The sequence below is a fragment of the Hydrogenivirga sp. 128-5-R1-1 genome (assembly GCF_000171895.1).
In genome coordinates, this window is the sequence record NZ_ABHJ01000008.1 from 41,580 (window position 1) to 57,807 (window position 16,228).

The 16,228-nt window shown below is 51.7% G+C and carries 17 protein-coding genes and 1 tRNA gene; 9 read left to right on the forward strand and 9 right to left on the reverse strand.

Annotated elements, in window-relative coordinates:
- Nucleotides 1-15: 15 nt before the first annotated feature.
- Nucleotides 16-1,032, forward strand: a complete 1,017-nt coding sequence (locus tag HG1285_RS08880) for an anthranilate synthase component I family protein (RefSeq protein ID WP_008287578.1) — start codon at nt 16-18, stop codon at nt 1,030-1,032.
- Here HG1285_RS08880 and sreC read toward each other — a convergent pair.
- The 4 genes from sreC to HG1285_RS08860 all read right to left on the reverse strand — a co-directional run bounded on the left by sreC (nt 1,023) and on the right by HG1285_RS08860 (nt 6,932).
- Entirely contained in the window at nt 1,023-2,039 is a 1,017-nt protein-coding gene (gene sreC / locus HG1285_RS08875; RefSeq protein WP_008287579.1) for a DmsC/YnfH family molybdoenzyme membrane anchor subunit, read from the reverse strand. The two genes, HG1285_RS08880 and sreC, sit on opposite strands and share 10 nt — an antisense overlap.
- Complete coding sequence (gene sreB, locus HG1285_RS08870; RefSeq protein ID WP_008287580.1) at nt 2,039-2,782, reverse strand: sulfur reductase subunit SreB; 744 nt, start codon at nt 2,780-2,782, stop codon at nt 2,039-2,041. The genes sreC and sreB overlap by 1 nt, the downstream gene beginning before the upstream one ends.
- 12 nt (nt 2,783-2,794) lie before the next feature.
- Entirely contained in the window at nt 2,795-5,638 is a 2,844-nt protein-coding gene (sreA, locus tag HG1285_RS08865; protein ID WP_008287581.1) for a sulfur reductase subunit SreA, read from the reverse strand.
- A gap of 118 nt (nt 5,639-5,756) precedes the next feature.
- Complete coding sequence (locus HG1285_RS08860; protein ID WP_008287582.1) at nt 5,757-6,932, reverse strand: class I SAM-dependent rRNA methyltransferase; 1,176 nt, start codon at nt 6,930-6,932, stop codon at nt 5,757-5,759.
- A 33-nt stretch (nt 6,933-6,965) separates the two neighbouring features.
- Here HG1285_RS08860 and accD point away from each other — a divergent pair, with 33 nt between their 5' ends.
- Nucleotides 6,966-7,808: an acetyl-CoA carboxylase, carboxyltransferase subunit beta gene (gene accD / locus HG1285_RS08855; protein WP_008287583.1), complete on the forward strand. Its 843-nt coding sequence runs from the start codon at nt 6,966-6,968 to the stop codon at nt 7,806-7,808.
- Nucleotides 7,809-7,852: 44 nt separating this feature from the next.
- Entirely contained in the window at nt 7,853-8,470 is a 618-nt protein-coding gene (locus tag HG1285_RS08850; RefSeq protein WP_232219481.1) for an MgtC/SapB family protein, read from the forward strand.
- Here the strand turns inward: HG1285_RS08850 and pth are convergent.
- Complete coding sequence (gene pth, locus HG1285_RS08845) at nt 8,463-9,041, reverse strand: aminoacyl-tRNA hydrolase (protein ID WP_008287585.1); 579 nt, start codon at nt 9,039-9,041, stop codon at nt 8,463-8,465. The two genes, HG1285_RS08850 and pth, sit on opposite strands and share 8 nt — an antisense overlap.
- Complete coding sequence (locus HG1285_RS08840; protein WP_008287586.1) at nt 9,038-9,643, reverse strand: 50S ribosomal protein L25/general stress protein Ctc; 606 nt, start codon at nt 9,641-9,643, stop codon at nt 9,038-9,040. Before HG1285_RS08840 ends, pth begins: the two co-directional genes overlap by 4 nt.
- A 61-nt stretch (nt 9,644-9,704) precedes the next feature.
- Between HG1285_RS08840 and HG1285_RS08835 the strand changes: the two genes are divergently transcribed.
- Complete coding sequence (locus tag HG1285_RS08835) at nt 9,705-10,928, forward strand: EAL domain-containing protein (protein WP_008287587.1); 1,224 nt, start codon at nt 9,705-9,707, stop codon at nt 10,926-10,928.
- Here the strand turns inward: HG1285_RS08835 and HG1285_RS08830 are convergent.
- The 3 genes from HG1285_RS08830 to ispE form a co-directional block, all read right to left on the reverse strand.
- Nucleotides 10,925-11,863 carry a ribose-phosphate pyrophosphokinase gene (locus HG1285_RS08830; RefSeq protein ID WP_008287588.1) on the reverse strand — a complete coding sequence of 313 codons (939 nt, stop codon included), beginning with the start codon at nt 11,861-11,863 and terminating at the stop codon, nt 10,925-10,927. The genes HG1285_RS08835 and HG1285_RS08830 overlap by 4 nt on opposite strands.
- A gap of 11 nt (nt 11,864-11,874) precedes the next feature.
- Nucleotides 11,875-11,950: transfer RNA gene (locus HG1285_RS08825), tRNA-Gln, on the reverse strand.
- Complete coding sequence (gene ispE, locus HG1285_RS18800; protein WP_008287589.1) at nt 11,941-12,762, reverse strand: 4-(cytidine 5'-diphospho)-2-C-methyl-D-erythritol kinase; 822 nt, start codon at nt 12,760-12,762, stop codon at nt 11,941-11,943. Before ispE ends, HG1285_RS08825 begins: the two co-directional genes overlap by 10 nt.
- A 46-nt stretch (nt 12,763-12,808) precedes the next feature.
- Here ispE and HG1285_RS19470 point away from each other — a divergent pair, with 46 nt between their 5' ends.
- The 5 genes from HG1285_RS19470 to rpiB all read left to right on the forward strand — a co-directional run bounded on the left by HG1285_RS19470 (nt 12,809) and on the right by rpiB (nt 16,227).
- Complete coding sequence (locus tag HG1285_RS19470; RefSeq protein ID WP_008287590.1) at nt 12,809-13,138, forward strand: hypothetical protein; 330 nt, start codon at nt 12,809-12,811, stop codon at nt 13,136-13,138.
- 26 nt (nt 13,139-13,164) lie between these two features.
- Nucleotides 13,165-13,917 carry a hypothetical protein gene (locus HG1285_RS08815; protein WP_008287591.1) on the forward strand — a complete coding sequence of 251 codons (753 nt, stop codon included), beginning with the start codon at nt 13,165-13,167 and terminating at the stop codon, nt 13,915-13,917.
- A gap of 113 nt (nt 13,918-14,030) precedes the next feature.
- The gene (locus HG1285_RS08810) at nt 14,031-14,327 is read left to right on the forward strand and encodes a hypothetical protein (protein WP_008287592.1); all 297 of its coding nucleotides are present in this window, start codon (nt 14,031-14,033) and stop codon (nt 14,325-14,327) included.
- Between the two features lie 29 nt (nt 14,328-14,356).
- Nucleotides 14,357-15,784: an Asp-tRNA(Asn)/Glu-tRNA(Gln) amidotransferase subunit GatB gene (gatB, locus tag HG1285_RS08805; RefSeq protein ID WP_008287593.1), complete on the forward strand. Its 1,428-nt coding sequence runs from the start codon at nt 14,357-14,359 to the stop codon at nt 15,782-15,784.
- Entirely contained in the window at nt 15,781-16,227 is a 447-nt protein-coding gene (gene rpiB / locus HG1285_RS08800) for a ribose 5-phosphate isomerase B (protein ID WP_008287594.1), read from the forward strand. Before gatB ends, rpiB begins: the two co-directional genes overlap by 4 nt.
- Nucleotide 16,228: the final 1 nt, after the last annotated feature.

Here is a 16,228-nt window from a genome sequence, read left to right on the forward strand (position 1 = left end):
TAAGATTATATCTCCATGAGACTCGTGGTATCCGGAGGCTGGTTCGGGAGAGATGGTCTCTGGGAGGTGGAGGTTCTTGATGTTCTCTACTCTTCCGATCTCTCAGAGATAGAAGGTCTTGAGGGTTTCGTGCTAATCTCATACGACCTTACAACCAAAGCCCTCGGCGTGCCGGTCAAAGAGAGGGGTTTGCCTCCCGTAGTGTTCCTGAAGACCGGCAGAATAAAGCCCTGCCAACCCACAGAGGGCGGTGTTGATCTTGATCTCGTGGGTATGAGTTTGGGAGAGGAGGAGTTCAAGGAAAAGATTGAGCGTGTGAAGGACTTCATAGCTTCGGGGGACGTCTATCAGATAAACCTGACCTCCGAGATGAGGTTTGGGGTGCGTGGGAGCCTTGAGACTCTGTTTTTTAAGTTCCACGGGCGTCAGCCCGTCCCTTACTCCTTCTATCTTGATACGGGAGACCTCTGCGTCCTGTCGGGATCAATGGAGCTATTCTTGAAAAAGAACGGAGACATCATAGAGAGCAAACCCATAAAGGGCACGGGGCGGTCTGCGGAGGAAATACTCGCAAGTGAGAAAGAGAGGGCGGAGAACCTGATGATAACGGACATGGTCAGGAACGACCTCGGCAGGGTGGCTGAGACGGGCAGTGTCAGGGTTGAGGATCTATTTAGGGTGGAATGGTATGAGACCCTATACCAGATGCACTCACGGGTGGTGGCGAGGACGAGGGAGAGCTTTAGCGCCATAATAGAAAATACCTTCCCGCCCGCTTCCGTAACGGGGGCACCCAAATACAGGGCTGTCCAAATAATAGACGAGCTTGAGCCTCATGCGAGGGGCTATTACTGCGGTTGTGCCGGCTTTGTTAAGGAGGACGGAGATTTTACCTTAAGTGTTCTCATAAGAACCGCCTTCGGCGGTGGGGAGGAGGTCTCCTACTTTGCAGGCTGCGGTATAGTCTGGGACTCAGATCCGGAGAAGGAGTGGAGGGAGCTTCTGCTCAAGACGAGGGCGTTTTACCCATAAAGAGATATCTTTGTCTCCTTCCTCTCCATGTAGCCCTTTCTGAGTTTGTAGCCCTGTTCTGGGTAGAGTCCGTAGAAAAGGTTCTGGACGTGGTTGCCTTCCACGAAGAAGCTCCACCTCTCCAAGGCGCTGCCCACGAGTATGAAGACATAGGTTAGCCCGAGTATCCAAGAGTTTACCGTTCCCGTTATCCATGCGTAGAGGACGAGGAATAAGGGGACTACGAAGGTCAGCAGGTATGCAACGGGGATAACCGTAGAGAGCATCTCCTTGCCTTTCCTGTAGTAGAACTCCTCTGTGCAGTAGTTTTCAGTTGTTGAACCCGTGTCTATCACCCTTATGGGTCTGTTGTGGGGCAGGTTAAGAGCCTCGTTCATGGTGGGGCGCTTGAGGTAGAACTGCCTTATGTTGAAGGCGAGCCTGAATCCGAAGCTGAGAGCCAAGAACAGGAAGCTAAGGAATATGAATGTCCCGAGGTAGGGTAGGTTGTAGAGGTAGTTGTAGTAAGCCATCAACGATGAGCCGAGCATCAGATACATGAGCAGGTAGTAGATCACGGTTATGGAGGTATTCCACTCAAGGACGAACTTGTTGGAGGCGTAGATCATGGCTGTGGAGAAGGCGCTCAGCACACCTATCACGAAGGTCAGAATTCCAAAGAAGTGCTCAAAGAAGGGGTTGACCTCCAGCTGGTTAAGGACTAAGTAAACGAGCAGTGTAAATCCGTATGCCCCGCTAAAAACTGCTTCCCTTGAGAGCCAGGAAGTTCTGAAACGCTTTATCGCTTTCCAAGCCCTGAGCTTGTGTCCGAGGTGGAAGGAAGCGCCTACCGCACCTGCACCTATCAGCAACAGCTCAAGTATTCCCATCTTGAGGATAACTTCCTTGGGAAGACCCTGACCCTTACCGAACAGCTCAAGAAACTCAATTGAGTACATGAATATGAACAGACCTATGGAAGTACCTGCGGTCAGGAAGAAGAATATCAACGATAGAGGCGGATGCATTACACGACCTCCTCCACCTGGTTTGTCTCAGGTGTTTTATTTGATACGTGGTGTCTCTTCATCACCTCAAGGAATAGAGGGTTGTCGGGCTTGAGTATGTGTTTCTCAAACTCTTCAAGGTTAACCTTGGTTTCTATTCTCGGGAGGTAGTGGTTGCCCGGGTTGGTTCCCATGTCAGGGAAGAGGACGAATCCGTTCCTCTCCTCTATGACCTTGTAAACCTCGCTCTCGGGGTCTTCTATGTCTCCGAAGAACCTCGCCCTTGCGGGGCAGGTTAAAACACATGCGGGTTTTCTGTGCTCGGGCGGGAGGGACTCGTCGTAAACCCTGTCTATGCAGAGGGTACACTTCTTCATGACTTTGTCCGCCTCGTCAAACTCCCTACATCCGTAAGGACAGCTCCATGAACAGAGCTTGCAACCTATGCAGTCATCGTAGTTAACGAGCACTATGCCGTCCTGCTCTCTCTTGTAGCTGGCTCCGGTAGGACACACGGGAACACAGGGTGCGTCCTGACAGTGGAGACAGGACTTGGGCAGGTGAAAGACCTGAGTGTTGGGGAACTCACCGGTCTCGTAGGTCATTATTCGGTTGTACCATACACCCTCCGGGTGTGCTCCGTAAGGATCAAAGTCCGAAAGGGGTCCAAACGCTGCCTGAGTGTTCCACTCCTTGCAGTTGGTTGCGCAGGCGTGACACCCGACACAGGTATTCAGATCTATAACTAACGCAAACTGTGCCATCACAGCACCTCCTTAGGGCTTGTATCTAAGAACGTCAACCCACCTCTCCTTTATGTAAGGCAGAGGCTCCACCCTGAACTCGGGGTAGGTTTCAGGGGACTGGTCTTCCGCTCTATAAACTTTAACCTTTGTATCAAACCACGCAAGGTGTCCCGTTACAGGGTCTCCGTAGAAGAGCTCCCTGCTACCTATCTTTATGGAGTGGGGTATGACGTGGTTGAGGAGAAATCCCTCGTGTCCCTCCTCTGCTTCGGGTTTCAGTCCCCAGGCTCCCTGCATCTTTCCTATGGCGTTCCAAGTCCACACGGAGTTGGGTTCGGTTGCCTCCGTCAAGAACACCTGACACTTGACCCTTCCTACCCTTGACTCTACCCATACCCAGTCAAGGTGCTTTATGCCGTACTTCTCTGCGGTTTTGGGGTTCATGTATAGGAAGTTCCTCGTGGATATCTGCCTGAGCCATGCATTCTGGGAGTCCCAGGAGTGGTACATCCACTGGGGACGGGCGGTGAAGGCATAGAGCGGGTATTCGTCACCGCTAACCTCTTCTTCAAAGGGTGGATACCAGAAGGGTAGGGGATCAAAGTACTTGACCAGCCTCTCCCTTATGACCGGATCGTTGGGCGGTTGGTTCTCACCTTCCCATAGTCCCTGACCTGCGAGCCTGAAGGTCTGCAGGTTCTCCACGTAGAAGTTCATCATTATGGGCTCCGTCTTTTTGACAAACCCTACGCTCTTAGCCCACTCAAGGTAGTCCTTGTTGATGTGTCTGTAATACCTCATGTGTTCCGGGAGCCTGTAGTAGAAGAATCCCTTGTTCTTGGTGTACATCTCAAGCTGTTTGGGGTTCGGCTCACCTACAAAGTGTTTGTCTCCGTTCTTACCTCTCCAGCCCGCGAGAGCTCCCACGCCGGGTCTGGGCTGCCAGTTTATGAGGAAGTCTTTGAAGTCTTTGTACTTGGGTGTTCCGTCCTCGTTCACGAAGCCGGGGAGCTTCAGCTTGGTTCCCAGCTTCACCATTACATCTCCCCAGGGCATAACGTCAAGACCTTCCCTCTTGGGATCAACTATGGGTTGTCTGAGAGCGTCAACGGGTCCGAAGGCTACCGATGGGGGTCTGTCCAAGAGGGATAGGGCAAACCACTGCTCAAGGTAGGTTGCGTCCGGCAGAACGAGGTCTGAAAAGGCGACCTGTTCACTGTAGAAGGCGTCTATGGTTATAACCTTGGGTATCACGTAGTTGCCAGCCGCATCCTTGGCGGTGAGCGCCTCAATTATGTAGGGTATGTTCTGGGAGGAGTTCCAAGCCATGTTAGCCATGTATATCATCAGGACTTCTATATCGTAGGGGTCTCTCTGGTAAGCGGCGGGTATGACGTTCTGTATGCATCCGTGGGCGGTTACGGGGAACTCCCAGCTGTAGGCTTTATCTATCCTGAGAGGGTTACCCTCCTCGTCCACCAACAGGTCGTCTGGGTTGTGGGGGAGTCCCAAGTGAGGACCCTTTAGGGGCTCTCCGTACTTTAGATCCTTAAGAGACCTTATCTTAACGGGCTTGGGCAGGTCTTCTATGTGCTTTGGATAAGGCGGTTTGGCGAGGTGTCCGCCCGGCGCGTCCACGCATCCTAAGAGCATCTTCAGAAGGAACACCGCCCTTGAGGTCTGGAATCCGTTGGTGTGGGAGGCAACACCTCTCATTATGTGGAAGGAGACGGGTCTTCCTTTCATACTCTTGTGCTTTCTGCCCCATACGTCCGTCCACTCAACGGGCAGCTCAAGAGGGTCGTAGAGAGCTATCACACCCATCTCCTTGGCTATCCTCTCTATGTCCTCCGCGGGTATTCCAGTTATCTCCGCTACCTTCTCCGGGCTGTAATCCTTTACAAGCCTCTCGGCGAATATGTCAAAGGCGGGTCTTACCTTAAAGCCTTCCGGAGTTTCAAACTCACCTATGAATGCTGGATCAAGGTCGTCGGGGACTATCCTGTCCGCAGGCTGGAATGACTTTGACTTCTTGTCATAAACCATCGGCTTTCCGTCTTCGTTCCTGTAGAAGAGTCCATCCTTGGACGTTCCCGGTGCCTGAATTACCAGCCAGCTTGCGTTGGTCTGCTCCTTCAGGAATGTCCAATCTATGAGGTTGTATTTAAAGAGCACATGCATGAGTCCCATAACGAAGGCGCCGTCGGTTCCGGGCTTGACGGGTACCCATTCGTCCGCAACAGCTCCGTAAGACCACCTGACGGGGTTCACGAATACGAGCTTACCGCCTCTCCTCTTCATCTCTTGAATGCCCAGCTTGAAGGGGTTGGAGGCGTGGTCTTCCGCAACACCTATCATCATGAAGTACTTGGTGTTTTCAAAGTCCGGGTCCCCGAACTCCCAGAAGGAGTAGCCCGTGGAGAGAAGCCCTGCAGCCGCAACGTTTACCGAACAGAATCCTCCGTGAGCAGCCCAGTTTATAGTCCCGATCTGCTGGGCAAACCAGCCGTTTATAGCCTGCATCTGGTCTCTTCCCGTAAAGAAGGCTACCTTGGCTGGGTTCTTCTTCCTCGCCTCGTCTATCCACTTGGCGGCTATCTCTATAGCCTCATCCCACTCTATCTCCTTGAACTGACCCGAACCTCTGGGTCCTGTTCTCAGAAGGGGTTTTCTGAGCCTTGCGGGAGAGTACTCCTTCATTATTCCGGAAGATCCCTTGGCACAGAGCACTCCTTTATTCAAAGGGTGGTCATCGTTTCCCTTTATGTAGGTGACCTTGTTGTTTCTGACGTAAACCTCAATCCCGCACCTGCAGGCGCACATGTAACAGGTGCTGTAATACTTCCTCTCGTAAAAGCTTCCTCCTATTTCCATGACGTTGCCTCCTTGGGCACACTTTAACTAAAAGGATAATCTTTAGCCTAAAGTGTTGATAGCATTTTTACTTAAAATTACATAAGCGGTGCTTATAGGGTTTATAAGGTATGGCTTATCATACCACCTCAACCCAAACTCCTTTGAGGTAGAGGGTATTGGGCATCTGGAGTATCCAGGGGTGGTCTTTGTCCTGGAAGGTCTTTGCGACAACCCTTACCTGTCTCCTGACGTCGTAAGATGCCTCTGTGAGAACTTCAAGAAGGTGTTGCTCCGTTATGTGAAAGGAGCAGGAGAAGACGGCTAAGTATCCTCCGGATTTGGTCACCTTCAAGCCTCTCACACACAGCTCCTTGTATCCCCTCAGGGCGTTGGGAACCGCGTGCTTGTTCTTGGCAAAGGAGGGGGGGTCTATAACCACCACGTCAAATTTCTCACCCTTAGTATCAAGCTCTCTCAGGTAATCAAAGGCGTTCGCCTGAACCCACTCTATACCCGACAGTCCGTTGAGCTCTTCGTTCCTCTTACCTACCTCCAAAGCGAGCTCCGAAAGGTCAACGGCTACGACCCTTTCCGCGCCCATCTTTTTCATGTTCAGCGCGAACCCTCCCGTGTGGCAGAAGACATCCAGACACCGATCCCCGGGTTCAACCAGACTCCTCACGAACCTTCTGGAGTTCCTCTGGTCAAGAAAGAACCCTGTCTTCTGTCCCTCAGGTATGTTTATTAGGTACTTTAGGTCGTGTTCCCATATCACCACTTCTTCGGGGACTTCTCCGTAAACCACGCCCTCTCGGGCGTCTATACCCTCAACCTTCTGGGCGGTGAGGTTAGCCTTTTCGTATATGCCCTTAGGCTTGAGTATTTCCACGAGGGCTTCTAAAACCACATCCCTGAACCTCGTCATGCCGTAGGTGGTGAACTCAACGACAGCGTACTCACCGTAAACGTCCACTATCAACCCCGGGAGGAGGTCACCCTCCGAGTGAACGAGCCGGAAGGCGTTGCTGTTTATGTAGAGTCTCTTCCTGTAGTTGTATGCCTCAAGAATCCTCTTCTTTATAAGGGATGGGGTTATCGGTTCCTTCTTGTCAAAGGAGAGTATGCGAACAGCTATGCTGACGTCCGGGTTTATATACCCGTAGCCTAAGAACTTGCCACCGAAGTCCCTAACGACCACCAGCTCTCCCTTCTTCGGCTTTCTGGAGTAGGAGGCTATCTCGGGTCTGTAGATCCAGGGGAAGAAACCCCTTATCCTGTCTTCAATTCCCGGCTTTACTCTAATTTGAAGCATTCAATTATATTTAGTTTATACTTCTCTCAAAGTATGGGTATATTTGATAAGCTCTTCAAGAAGAAGAGAGAAGAGGAGAACTTGTGGACTAAATGCCCTGAGTGCAAGACCCTTCTTTACGTGCCGGATCTCAAGAAGAACTATAAGGTCTGCCCCAAGTGTGATTATCACTTTCCCCTCTCGGCTGTGGAGAGGGCTGAGTTCCTTCTGGACGATACGGGCGCTGAGAAACTCTTTGAGGAAGTTCTCCCCACCGACCCTTTAAGGTTTAAAGACACAAAGCCCTATAAGGACAGGCTCAAGAAGGCTCAAAGTGAGACAGGTCTCAGTGAGGCTCTCGTGGTGGTCAAAGGGTATATGGAGGGTAAAGAGCTGATACTCACGTCCATGGACTTTGGCTTTATTGGTGGTAGCATGGGCTCAGTGGTCGGTGAGAGGTTCTTCAGAGCCTGTCAGCTTGCGGCTGAGGAGGGTATCCCCCTTGTGGCAGTCACCTGTTCAGGTGGTGCCCGTATGCAGGAGGGCATACTCTCCCTGATGCAGATGGCTAAGACCACCCTCGGTGTGGGTATGCTCAAGGAGAAGGGGATCCCCTACATTACCGTTTTGACAAACCCCACGACCGGCGGTGTGGCAGCGAGCTTTGCCTTTCTCGGGGACATAATACTCGCCGAACCAAAGGCTCTCATAGGCTTTGCTGGACCGAGGGTTATAGAGCAGACCATTAAGCAGAAGCTACCCGAGGGCTTCCAGAGATCTGAGTTCCTGTTGGAGAAAGGAATGATTGATATGGTTGTTTCCAGGAGGCACATGAAGAAGACGCTGGCTAAGCTGCTTGAACTTACCTACTATGCCGAGAGATGTTACAGAACCTGAGCTTTCTCGTAGAGACCTATCCCTTTCCCCTGTGGGAGGGAGTTTTGAGGATCTTTGTAGCCATGCTATTTGGGGCGGTTATAGGTCTTGAGAGGGAGCGCAGGAGACAGCCTGCGGGCTTCAGAACTCACTCGGTGCTTGCGGTCGGTTCTGCACTCCTGAGCATAGTTTCCATATACATTCCCAGCGTGTACGGAACCGGCGTTAATGTTGACCCGTCAAGGATAGCCTCTCAGGTCGTGAGCGGTATAGGATTTCTCGGGGCTGGAGCTATACTCAGAATGGGTATATCTGTGAAGGGTTTGACCACCGCTGCGAGCCTCTGGACTACGGCGGGCATAGGTCTGGCTGTCGGGGCGGGAATGTACCTCCTATCACTCTTTTCAACCCTTGTGCTCCTCGTAGTTCTGAGCTTGATGAGTAAGTTTGAGAGGGAGTTCCTATCCAAGGGGACTAAGGTGGTCAGGGTGGTTGTAGAGGACACCTCCGGTGTGCTTGAAGAGCTTGAGAAGATCCTTGAGGAGGGCAGGGTGTTCAGGGTTAAACGGAGCGGGGGACAGGCGGAGGTTTACTTTGAAGTTCCCTATGAGGAGGATGAGCTCAGCTCAAAGCTGAGGGACGTTCTCAAGCTGAGGGGCGTGGTGTCCCTTGAGGTCACGTGAGCAGGTCTCTTCTGTTGCAGAACTCCATGGCGTCCTGGGGAGACAGCTCTATGCTCCTGAGAACACACTCGGCAGCCTTCTTTATGACCGCCCGGACGACCTCTTCCTCCTCCTTGCTAAAGGGTGAGAGCACGTAGTTGACCACGTCCCTTTTGTTCTTTGGTCTCCCTATCCCTATCTTCAGGCGGGGGAACTTCTCCGTCTTTATGTTCTTTACTATGGACTCAACGCCCCTGTGTCCCCCTGAGCTGCCCTCCAGCCTGAGCCTTGTTACACCGAGGGGCAGGTCAAGATCGTCGTATATGACGAGCATCTCTCGCGGCTCTATGCCGTTATCCTCAAGGAGGTTCACGACCGCAAGACCTGAGTTGTTCATGTAGGTCTGGGGCTTTGCCAGCAGAACCTCCCTTCCCGCTATCTTAGTCCTGTAAACGTGGGACAGACCCTCTTCCCTGTGGTGTTTCAGCTTTAACCTTCTGACGAGCTCGTCTATAACCATAAACCCGACGTTGTGCCGGGTGTTTTCGTACTCTTTCCCTGGATTCCCGAGCCCGACTACGAGCCTTATCATTCAGAGGCTTGTTCTTCGGTCTCCTCTTCCGCGACCTCTTCGGTTACCTCTTCCTCAACCTCGGGCTCTGCCACGACGGCGACGGTTTCCTCTGGGTTATCAAGTATTACGCAGCCCTCTGGGGGTGCGACGTCCCTGACGTGAAGGGCTTCCCCTAAGCCGAGACCGCTCACGTCTATGACTATCTTGTCCGGCAGGTCTGCAGGTTTAGCCTTAACGGTGAAGGAGTGCATCAGAACCTCAAAGGTTCCTCCCAATTCAACGCCGGCAGGCGTTCCTGTAAACTCTATGGGAACCTCCACTTCAATCTCGGTGACGTTTGCAAGGTCGTAGAGGTCAACGTGTATGGGGTTGTCCCCCAGCCAGCCGAACTGTATGTCTTTGAGTATGCACACCCTCTTATCGCCGTTCACTTCGGTCTCAATCAGGAAGGTCTCACCGTGGGGCAGGGAGAGGAAGTCCTTTGCGCTCATCCAGGCATGGGAGTTGTTCACACCCTTTCCGTATATCTCCACAGGTATGAAACCCTCTCTCCTCATCCTCTTGGTTTCGCTCTTTTTGCCGGGCACCCTTTCACTCAGCTTTACGCTTACCCTCTTCATGGATTTCCTCCTAATTTGTGTGCGGAATTAAAAATTATAGCACTATAATAGTGTTCAGTCCATGGTAAAGGTTTACCTCGCAAGACAGCCCATACTGGATAGGGAGGGCAGGATATTCGCCTATGAGCTGCTCTTCAGGTCTGGGTTCAAGAACAGCGCGGACGTTAAGGACGGTGTCAGGGCTACAGCCAAGGTGATAGAGAGCATAGTGAGTTCCACGAGCCTTTCAAGGATAATCAGGGACAAGAAGGGTTTCATAAACATAGACGAGGCGAGCGAGATACTGAACGTGGTGGAGCTTCTGCCCCCTGACAGGATAGGCTTTGAGATACTTGAGACCGCAGTCCTAAGCGAGAACTTCCTTGACACTCTCACGAAGTTGAAGGAGCTCGGTTATGAGCTCTCCCTTGACGACTTTGAGTACAGGGAGGAGTTCATACCCTACCTTAAGCTCGTTGACTACGTGAAGATAGATGTTCTTGAGCACAGCCTGGAAGAAGTTGAGGACGTACTCTCAAAGATAGAACGCTACGATGTTAAGCTGGTTGCGGAGAAGGTAGAGAGCTACGAGGTTTACGAAGCTTACTACAAGCTCGGCTTTCACTACTTTCAGGGCTTCTTCTTCCAGGAGCCAAGGGTGGTCGTCTCTAAGACCGTTGAACCCGCGTACGCAGCCCTCGTTCAGCTCTACAACATGGTGGCTGAGGAGAAGGAGATAAAACATATAGAGAGGGTATTTAAGAAGTTCTCCGAGCTGTCCGTCAAGCTCCTCCAGTTCATAAACTCAGCCTATTACGCCCTGAGGCAGCCTGTAAAGTCAATTAGACACGCCATACTTATGCTCGGCTACAGGAATCTTCTGAAGTGGATACTCCTGCTCATGTACTCGGTCAGGAGCGAGGACTTCACCTCCGACCCCCTCTTTGAGGAGGCTTCCGTGAGGGGTTTCTTCATGGAGAGGCTCGCCGATTTTCTGTACGGTGACAGGGAGACCTCTGAGAAGGCTTTCATAACAGGTGTTCTCTCCCTTATAGATGTTCTCCTGGGCATACCCATGGAGGAGGTGGTCAAGAACCTATCTCTGGAAGAGGACATAAGGGAAGCCCTCATAGAGAAGAAGGGAAAACTTGGGGATATGCTGGCTATGGTTGAGGCTGTCCAGAGGGAGGCAACTGAAATCCTCGGTGCCCTCTCCTCCAGGTACAGTGATAAGGGGCTGACTCCCGAGAAATTGCTTCAGTTCCAGACCGAAGCCATAGAGGAGTATGCGAGGATAGAGTTTTAGGCAAAGAGGGAACTGACGGACTCCTCCTCGTGAATCCTCTTTATAGCCTCTCCCAGCAGGGGGGCGACCGATACCACCTTGAGTTTATTGAAGAGCTTGTCCTCAACGGGTATGGTGTTGGTTATTATCACCTGCTCTATGGGTGAGTTGGTTAGCCTTTCTACCGCGGGACCCGAAAGAACCCCGTGGGTTGCACAGGCTAACACCCTCTTCGCACCCCTGTTTATGAGCATGTTTGCGGCGGCGACCATGGTACCCGCGGTGTCTATGAGGTCGTCTATTATTATCGCCTCCTTGCCCTCTATGTCTCCCACCACGTCCAGAACCTCAGCCTTGTTGGGTTCGGGTCTCCTCTTGTAGATTATCGCTATCCCGCAGCCCAGCTTGTTGGCAAGCTGACGAGCCCTTTCAACTCCACCGGCGTCCGGGGAAACCACTATGGGGTTCTCAAGTATCAGGTTCTTCTTTGTGTAGTCGTGGAGAACGGGTAGGGCTGAAAGGTGGTCAACGGGTATGTCAAAGAAACCCTGTATCTGGGGCGAGTGTAAGTCTATGGTTACCACCCTGTTCGCGCCCGCTACGGTTATGAGGTCTGCGAGAAGTCTCGCACTCACGGGTGTCCTCGGCTTGTCCTGCCTGTCCTGCCTTGCGTAGGCGAAGTAGGGTATTACGGCGGTTATCCTGCCGGCAGAAGACCTCTTGAGGGCGTCTATTATCAGGAGGAGCTCCATTATGTGCTGGTTGGCAGGGTTTGAGAGGGATTGAAAGACGTAAACGTCTGCTCCTCTTATGGACTCGTTTATCTGAACCCTGACCTCTCCGTCGCTGAACTTCGTGACGAGCATGTCGGATATGTGAACGTTCAGATAGCTGGAAACCTCTTCAACTATAGCCCTGTTGGCAGTTCCCGTAAGTATCTTAAGAGGTCTGTTCATAGCTTTTAAAATGGCTGGGGTGCCTGGATTCGAACCAGGAACCCCCGGATCCAAAGTCCGGTGCTCTGCCAGTTGAGCTACACCCCAAGCCAGCTCTTGGTTTCAAACACACTCCAACCGCGGAGCCGAGCACCAGCCACCAGCTCCTTCGTGGGCTTACCTATATAGAATACAGCAGAACCACTTCCGCTGACAAGGGCTTTAAACCCTAAGTGCTCTATAAACCTTACCACCTCCCCTATCTCAGGGTACACCTCGCAGGCTAACTCCCCGAGCTTGTTCTCAAGGAGCTCGTACCTGCCTTCCATCACCATGGATATAACTTCCTCCGGGTTCACATCTGTAAAATGCTCTTCTCTAAATCTTGAATAGACCTCCGGTGTTGAAGCCTTAACCCTTGGTATCACCAGGGTTATGTCAAGCTCTAAATTTTCAAGCTCTCTCAGCACATCGCCCCTTCCGGCACCAAGCTGTGTGCCCCCCTTAACGAAGAAGGGCGCGTCCGAGGACACCGAACCGGCTATCTCCGAAATCTCCTCCTCCGGCAGGAGGTCACCCTCAAGTCTGTTTATCTCCTTGAGGACTGTCGCCACGTTTGAGCTTCCGCCCCCCAGACCTGAGCCCTCGGGGATCTTCTTGCTTATGTAAATGCGGTATTCAACCTCCCTGCCCGTTCTCCTCTGGAACTCAACGAGGGCTCTGTAGACGAGGTTTTCCTCCATAGGAATACCGGTGTTCGTCTCCACCCTGAAAGGTCCTTCCTCTATAAGTATCTCGTCACACAGGTCTATCGCATGAAACAGGGTGAGTATGTCGTGATATCCATCGCTTCTCTTCCCGAGGACCCACAGCCCAAGGTTCACCTTAGCAGGCGAGAGAGCTCTGGATATGACCTTCACCTTTAAAACTCTAATATATAAGTAGCCCTCTGGCAAGGAGGTAAGTATGAGAGTTCTCGCGCTGGTTATTCTATTTCTGTCGCTATGTCCGTTGGCTTTTGCCGTTCCAGCCCCAGACCTTGAGAAGGAGTTCAGGGGGGAGGTAGTCAGATACTCTGTTTTCAGGGCAGGTTTGAGGGAGATGTATCCGAAGAACATGGTTCTTTACGAGATAGTGGTGTCGTCTGAGAACAGAAGCTCCTCCGCCGTGAGCCTTCTCTCTAAAAGACCTCTCCCATCGTGGCTCTTTGGAAAGACCCTCCGGGTTAAGGCTGTGTACGTGGGCGACGAGCACGGAGGTGTTTACTGGCTGAAGAGAATACTGGAAGTGAGGTGACAGGCTGGTAAAATATTGTCCAAGTCATGGGGTTCGTAGTTATAGCACTTCTGTTCTTGATCTCTCTATCCTGTGCTCCGAAGGTCTCTCAGCAAGAATCTATAAGGGTTGCTGTTTTGTTGCCCGCCAAGGGAAAGTGGGAGTACCGACAGTATGAGAACGGGAGAGAAGTGGGTACATACTTTTTAGAGTATCTTTTCTTTGAGAACTACAGGTCAGATAAAGGAAGTATCTATTCATCTATGGCAAGGGATAGGATAGAGGAGAGTACTCTATGTGATGGCGTTCTGTCTAAAGCAATTAGGAACATTAAAGGGAAAGGGTTGAGGGTGGATATAGTAGACAGGAGAAACATCAGCAAGATTTTTGAGGAACAGAAGTTCCAGTATTCGGGTTTTGTTGATAAGAACACCATGGTGAAAATAGGAAAGATTCTTGGTGCAGATTATTTGGTATTTGTAGAGCCAAGGTACATATCCTTAAAGAAGGACTCCTACGTTGATGTAAGAAAGATAGGAGTCCCTCTGGTCTACGAGAAGGGCAAGCATTTCTGTCTGTCGTTCGCGTCAAGCGTGAGGCTGAAAATATCAGTTGTAAATGTGGAAACAGGGGAGATGGTCGTAACCAGAATATATAAGGGAACAGGGGGTCCACAGGAGCAGTGCTCCAAGACCGGATACAGGACGGACAAGCTACCCACTTACGACGACTTGATAGACGAGGCTATAAAAGATGCTGCCTCTGAGTTCGCCCGGGAGTTCTGTGGATTGAAGTTGTGAACGGAATGCTATGACCATGGTTGCACAGTCAATACATTAGTCCCATCGCAGATATTTTCTGGACTTGGTAAAATCTAATATCAGGGGAAGAGGAAGGAACGGGAGGTTGTGTCATGACCGGTGCCGTTGAGATATTGAGGGAGGCTTCTGCCCAGTTACCTCATCTGTGTGAGGAAGGCGTGGATTTCAGGAGGGCTCTTGAGCTTAACTACAGGGTCAGGAAGGTGGCGGAGAGTCTCATAACCCTTTCCAGAGACAGGGAAGATGTTTTAAAGAGGGCTGTGGATATATACATGCGTCTTGGAGACAACTACCAGCTCCTTGATGTCAGCCCTGAGCTCGCCGTGGAGACCCTTAACGAGGTTGTCTGTGAGCTTGAGAAGCTCGTGAGGGAGCTGGGGTACAGGTAAAGTCTCAACAGAAGTTATAATCATTTCCTATGGAATACGAGGCGGTAATAGGTCTTGAGATACACGTCCAGATGGACACCCAGACCAAGCTCTTCTGTTCCTGCAAGGTTGAGTTCGGAGCTGAGCCCAATACCAACGTGTGTCCCGTCTGTCTCGGTATGCCCGGCTCTCTTCCGGTGCTGAACAGAAAGGCTGTTGAGTATGCGGTCAGGGCTTCCCTCGCCCTCAACTGCGAGGTTCACAGGGAGTCCATCTTCGCCCGGAAGAACTACTTCTACCCGGACCTGCCGAAGGGTTATCAGATATCCCAGTATGAAAAGCCCATAGCCACAAACGGATACCTTGAGTTTGAGCTCCCGGACGGAACGGAGAAGAGGGTCAGGATAAGGAGACTCCACATGGAGGAGGACGCGGGCAAGAACATACACGAGGGTTCAAAGAGCTACGTTGACCTGAACAGGGCTGGCACACCGCTGATGGAGATAGTCACAGAGCCCGACCTCAGAACTCCGGAGGAGGCGAGGGTATTCCTTGAGAACCTCAGGAACATAATGCGTTACATAGGAGTTTCCAAGGCTGACATGGAGAAGGGACAGCTCCGCTGTGATATAAACGTCTCCATAAGACCCAAGGGTTCCCAGGAGCTTGGCACGAGGACTGAGATAAAGAACGTGAACTCCTTCAGGTTCGTCCAGAAAGCCCTTGAGTACGAGATAGAGCGTCAGGTAAAGCTCGTGTCCGAAGGCGGAAAGGTGGAGCAGGAGACGAGAACCTTTGACCCCGCAACCGGGAAGACCTTCACCATGAGAACCAAGGAGGAGGCTGAGGACTACCGCTACTTCCCAGACCCCGACCTCCTGCCCCTCAAGCTTGAAAAGAGCTGGATTGAGGAGATAAAGGGCACCATGCCCGAGCTACCCCACCAGAGGCTTGAGAGACTCCTGTCCCAGTACGGCATAAACGAGTATGAAGCCAAGATATTCGTCCAAAATAAGGAGTTGGGAGACTTCTTTGAGACCGCGGTATCCCACCTGAACGAGCCAAAGCTCATAGCCAACTGGCTTTTGAACGACCTTCTCGGTCTCCTCAACGAGAAGCAGATACCCCTTGAAGAGTCACCCGTACCCCCTGAGGGACTCGCCGAGCTCGTAAAGCTCATAAAGGAGAACGTCATATCCACGAAGATAGGCAAGGAAGTTATAAAGGAGATGGTGGAAACAGGAAAGAGCGCAGGCGAGATAGTGGACGAGAAGGGGCTCAAACAGATAACCGACGAGTCAGCGATAAGGCAGATAGTTGAGGGTGTCGTTGCCCAGTTCCCAGAGGAGGTGGAGAGGTACAGGCAGGGTGAGGAGAAGCTAATAGGTTTCTTCGTTGGACAGGTCATGAAGGCAACTAAGGGAAAGGCGAACCCAAAGCTGGTGAACCAGCTCCTTAGAGAGGTGCTCAAGGGATGAAGATCGCGGTGGGTTCTGACCATGCGGGCTTTCCCCTGAAGGAGAGGATAAAGGAGTTCCTTTTGGAGGAAGGTCACGAGGTTATAGACTTTGGGACGACCTCGGAAGAATCAACCCACTACCCCCTATTTGCCAGAGATGTGTCTCTTGCAGTCCAGAGCGGAGAGGCTGACAGGGGGATACTGGTGTGCGGGACTGGCATAGGGATGTCCATAACAGCCAACAAGTTCAGGGGAATAAGGGCAGCCCTGTGTTTCAACGAGTACATGGCACGCATGAGCAGGCTGCACAACGATGCTAACGTTCTCTGCCTCGGAGACAGGGTTATAGGGGAAGACCTCGCCCTCGCGATAGTTGAAGTCTGGCTTAAGACGCCCTTTGAAGGTGGAAGACACGCGAAGCGTGTGGAGCTTATAGCGAATATAGAAAGAGAGCACCTTTGAT

What these genes read in the sequence shown, in the direction of transcription:
- HG1285_RS08880 (WP_008287578.1), top strand. Translation starts at nt 16, where the DNA reads ATGAGACTCGTGGTATCCGGAGGCTGGTTCGGGAGAGATGGTCTCTGG.
- sreC (WP_008287579.1), bottom strand. Translation starts at nt 2,039, where the DNA reads ATGCATCCGCCTCTATCGTTGATATTCTTCTTCCTGACCGCAGGTACT.
- sreB (WP_008287580.1), bottom strand. Translation starts at nt 2,782, where the DNA reads ATGGCACAGTTTGCGTTAGTTATAGATCTGAATACCTGTGTCGGGTGT.
- sreA (WP_008287581.1), bottom strand. Translation starts at nt 5,638, where the DNA reads ATGGAAATAGGAGGAAGCTTTTACGAGAGGAAGTATTACAGCACCTGT.
- HG1285_RS08860 (WP_008287582.1), bottom strand. Translation starts at nt 6,932, where the DNA reads ATGCTTCAAATTAGAGTAAAGCCGGGAATTGAAGACAGGATAAGGGGT.
- accD (WP_008287583.1), top strand. Translation starts at nt 6,966, where the DNA reads ATGGGTATATTTGATAAGCTCTTCAAGAAGAAGAGAGAAGAGGAGAAC.
- pth (WP_008287585.1), bottom strand. Translation starts at nt 9,041, where the DNA reads ATGATAAGGCTCGTAGTCGGGCTCGGGAATCCAGGGAAAGAGTACGAA.
- HG1285_RS08840 (WP_008287586.1), bottom strand. Translation starts at nt 9,643, where the DNA reads ATGAAGAGGGTAAGCGTAAAGCTGAGTGAAAGGGTGCCCGGCAAAAAG.
- HG1285_RS08835 (WP_008287587.1), top strand. Translation starts at nt 9,705, where the DNA reads ATGGTAAAGGTTTACCTCGCAAGACAGCCCATACTGGATAGGGAGGGC.
- HG1285_RS08830 (WP_008287588.1), bottom strand. Translation starts at nt 11,863, where the DNA reads ATGAACAGACCTCTTAAGATACTTACGGGAACTGCCAACAGGGCTATA.
- HG1285_RS19470 (WP_008287590.1), top strand. Translation starts at nt 12,809, where the DNA reads ATGAGAGTTCTCGCGCTGGTTATTCTATTTCTGTCGCTATGTCCGTTG.
- HG1285_RS08815 (WP_008287591.1), top strand. Translation starts at nt 13,165, where the DNA reads ATGGGGTTCGTAGTTATAGCACTTCTGTTCTTGATCTCTCTATCCTGT.
- HG1285_RS08810 (WP_008287592.1), top strand. Translation starts at nt 14,031, where the DNA reads ATGACCGGTGCCGTTGAGATATTGAGGGAGGCTTCTGCCCAGTTACCT.
- gatB (WP_008287593.1), top strand. Translation starts at nt 14,357, where the DNA reads ATGGAATACGAGGCGGTAATAGGTCTTGAGATACACGTCCAGATGGAC.
- rpiB (WP_008287594.1), top strand. Translation starts at nt 15,781, where the DNA reads ATGAAGATCGCGGTGGGTTCTGACCATGCGGGCTTTCCCCTGAAGGAG.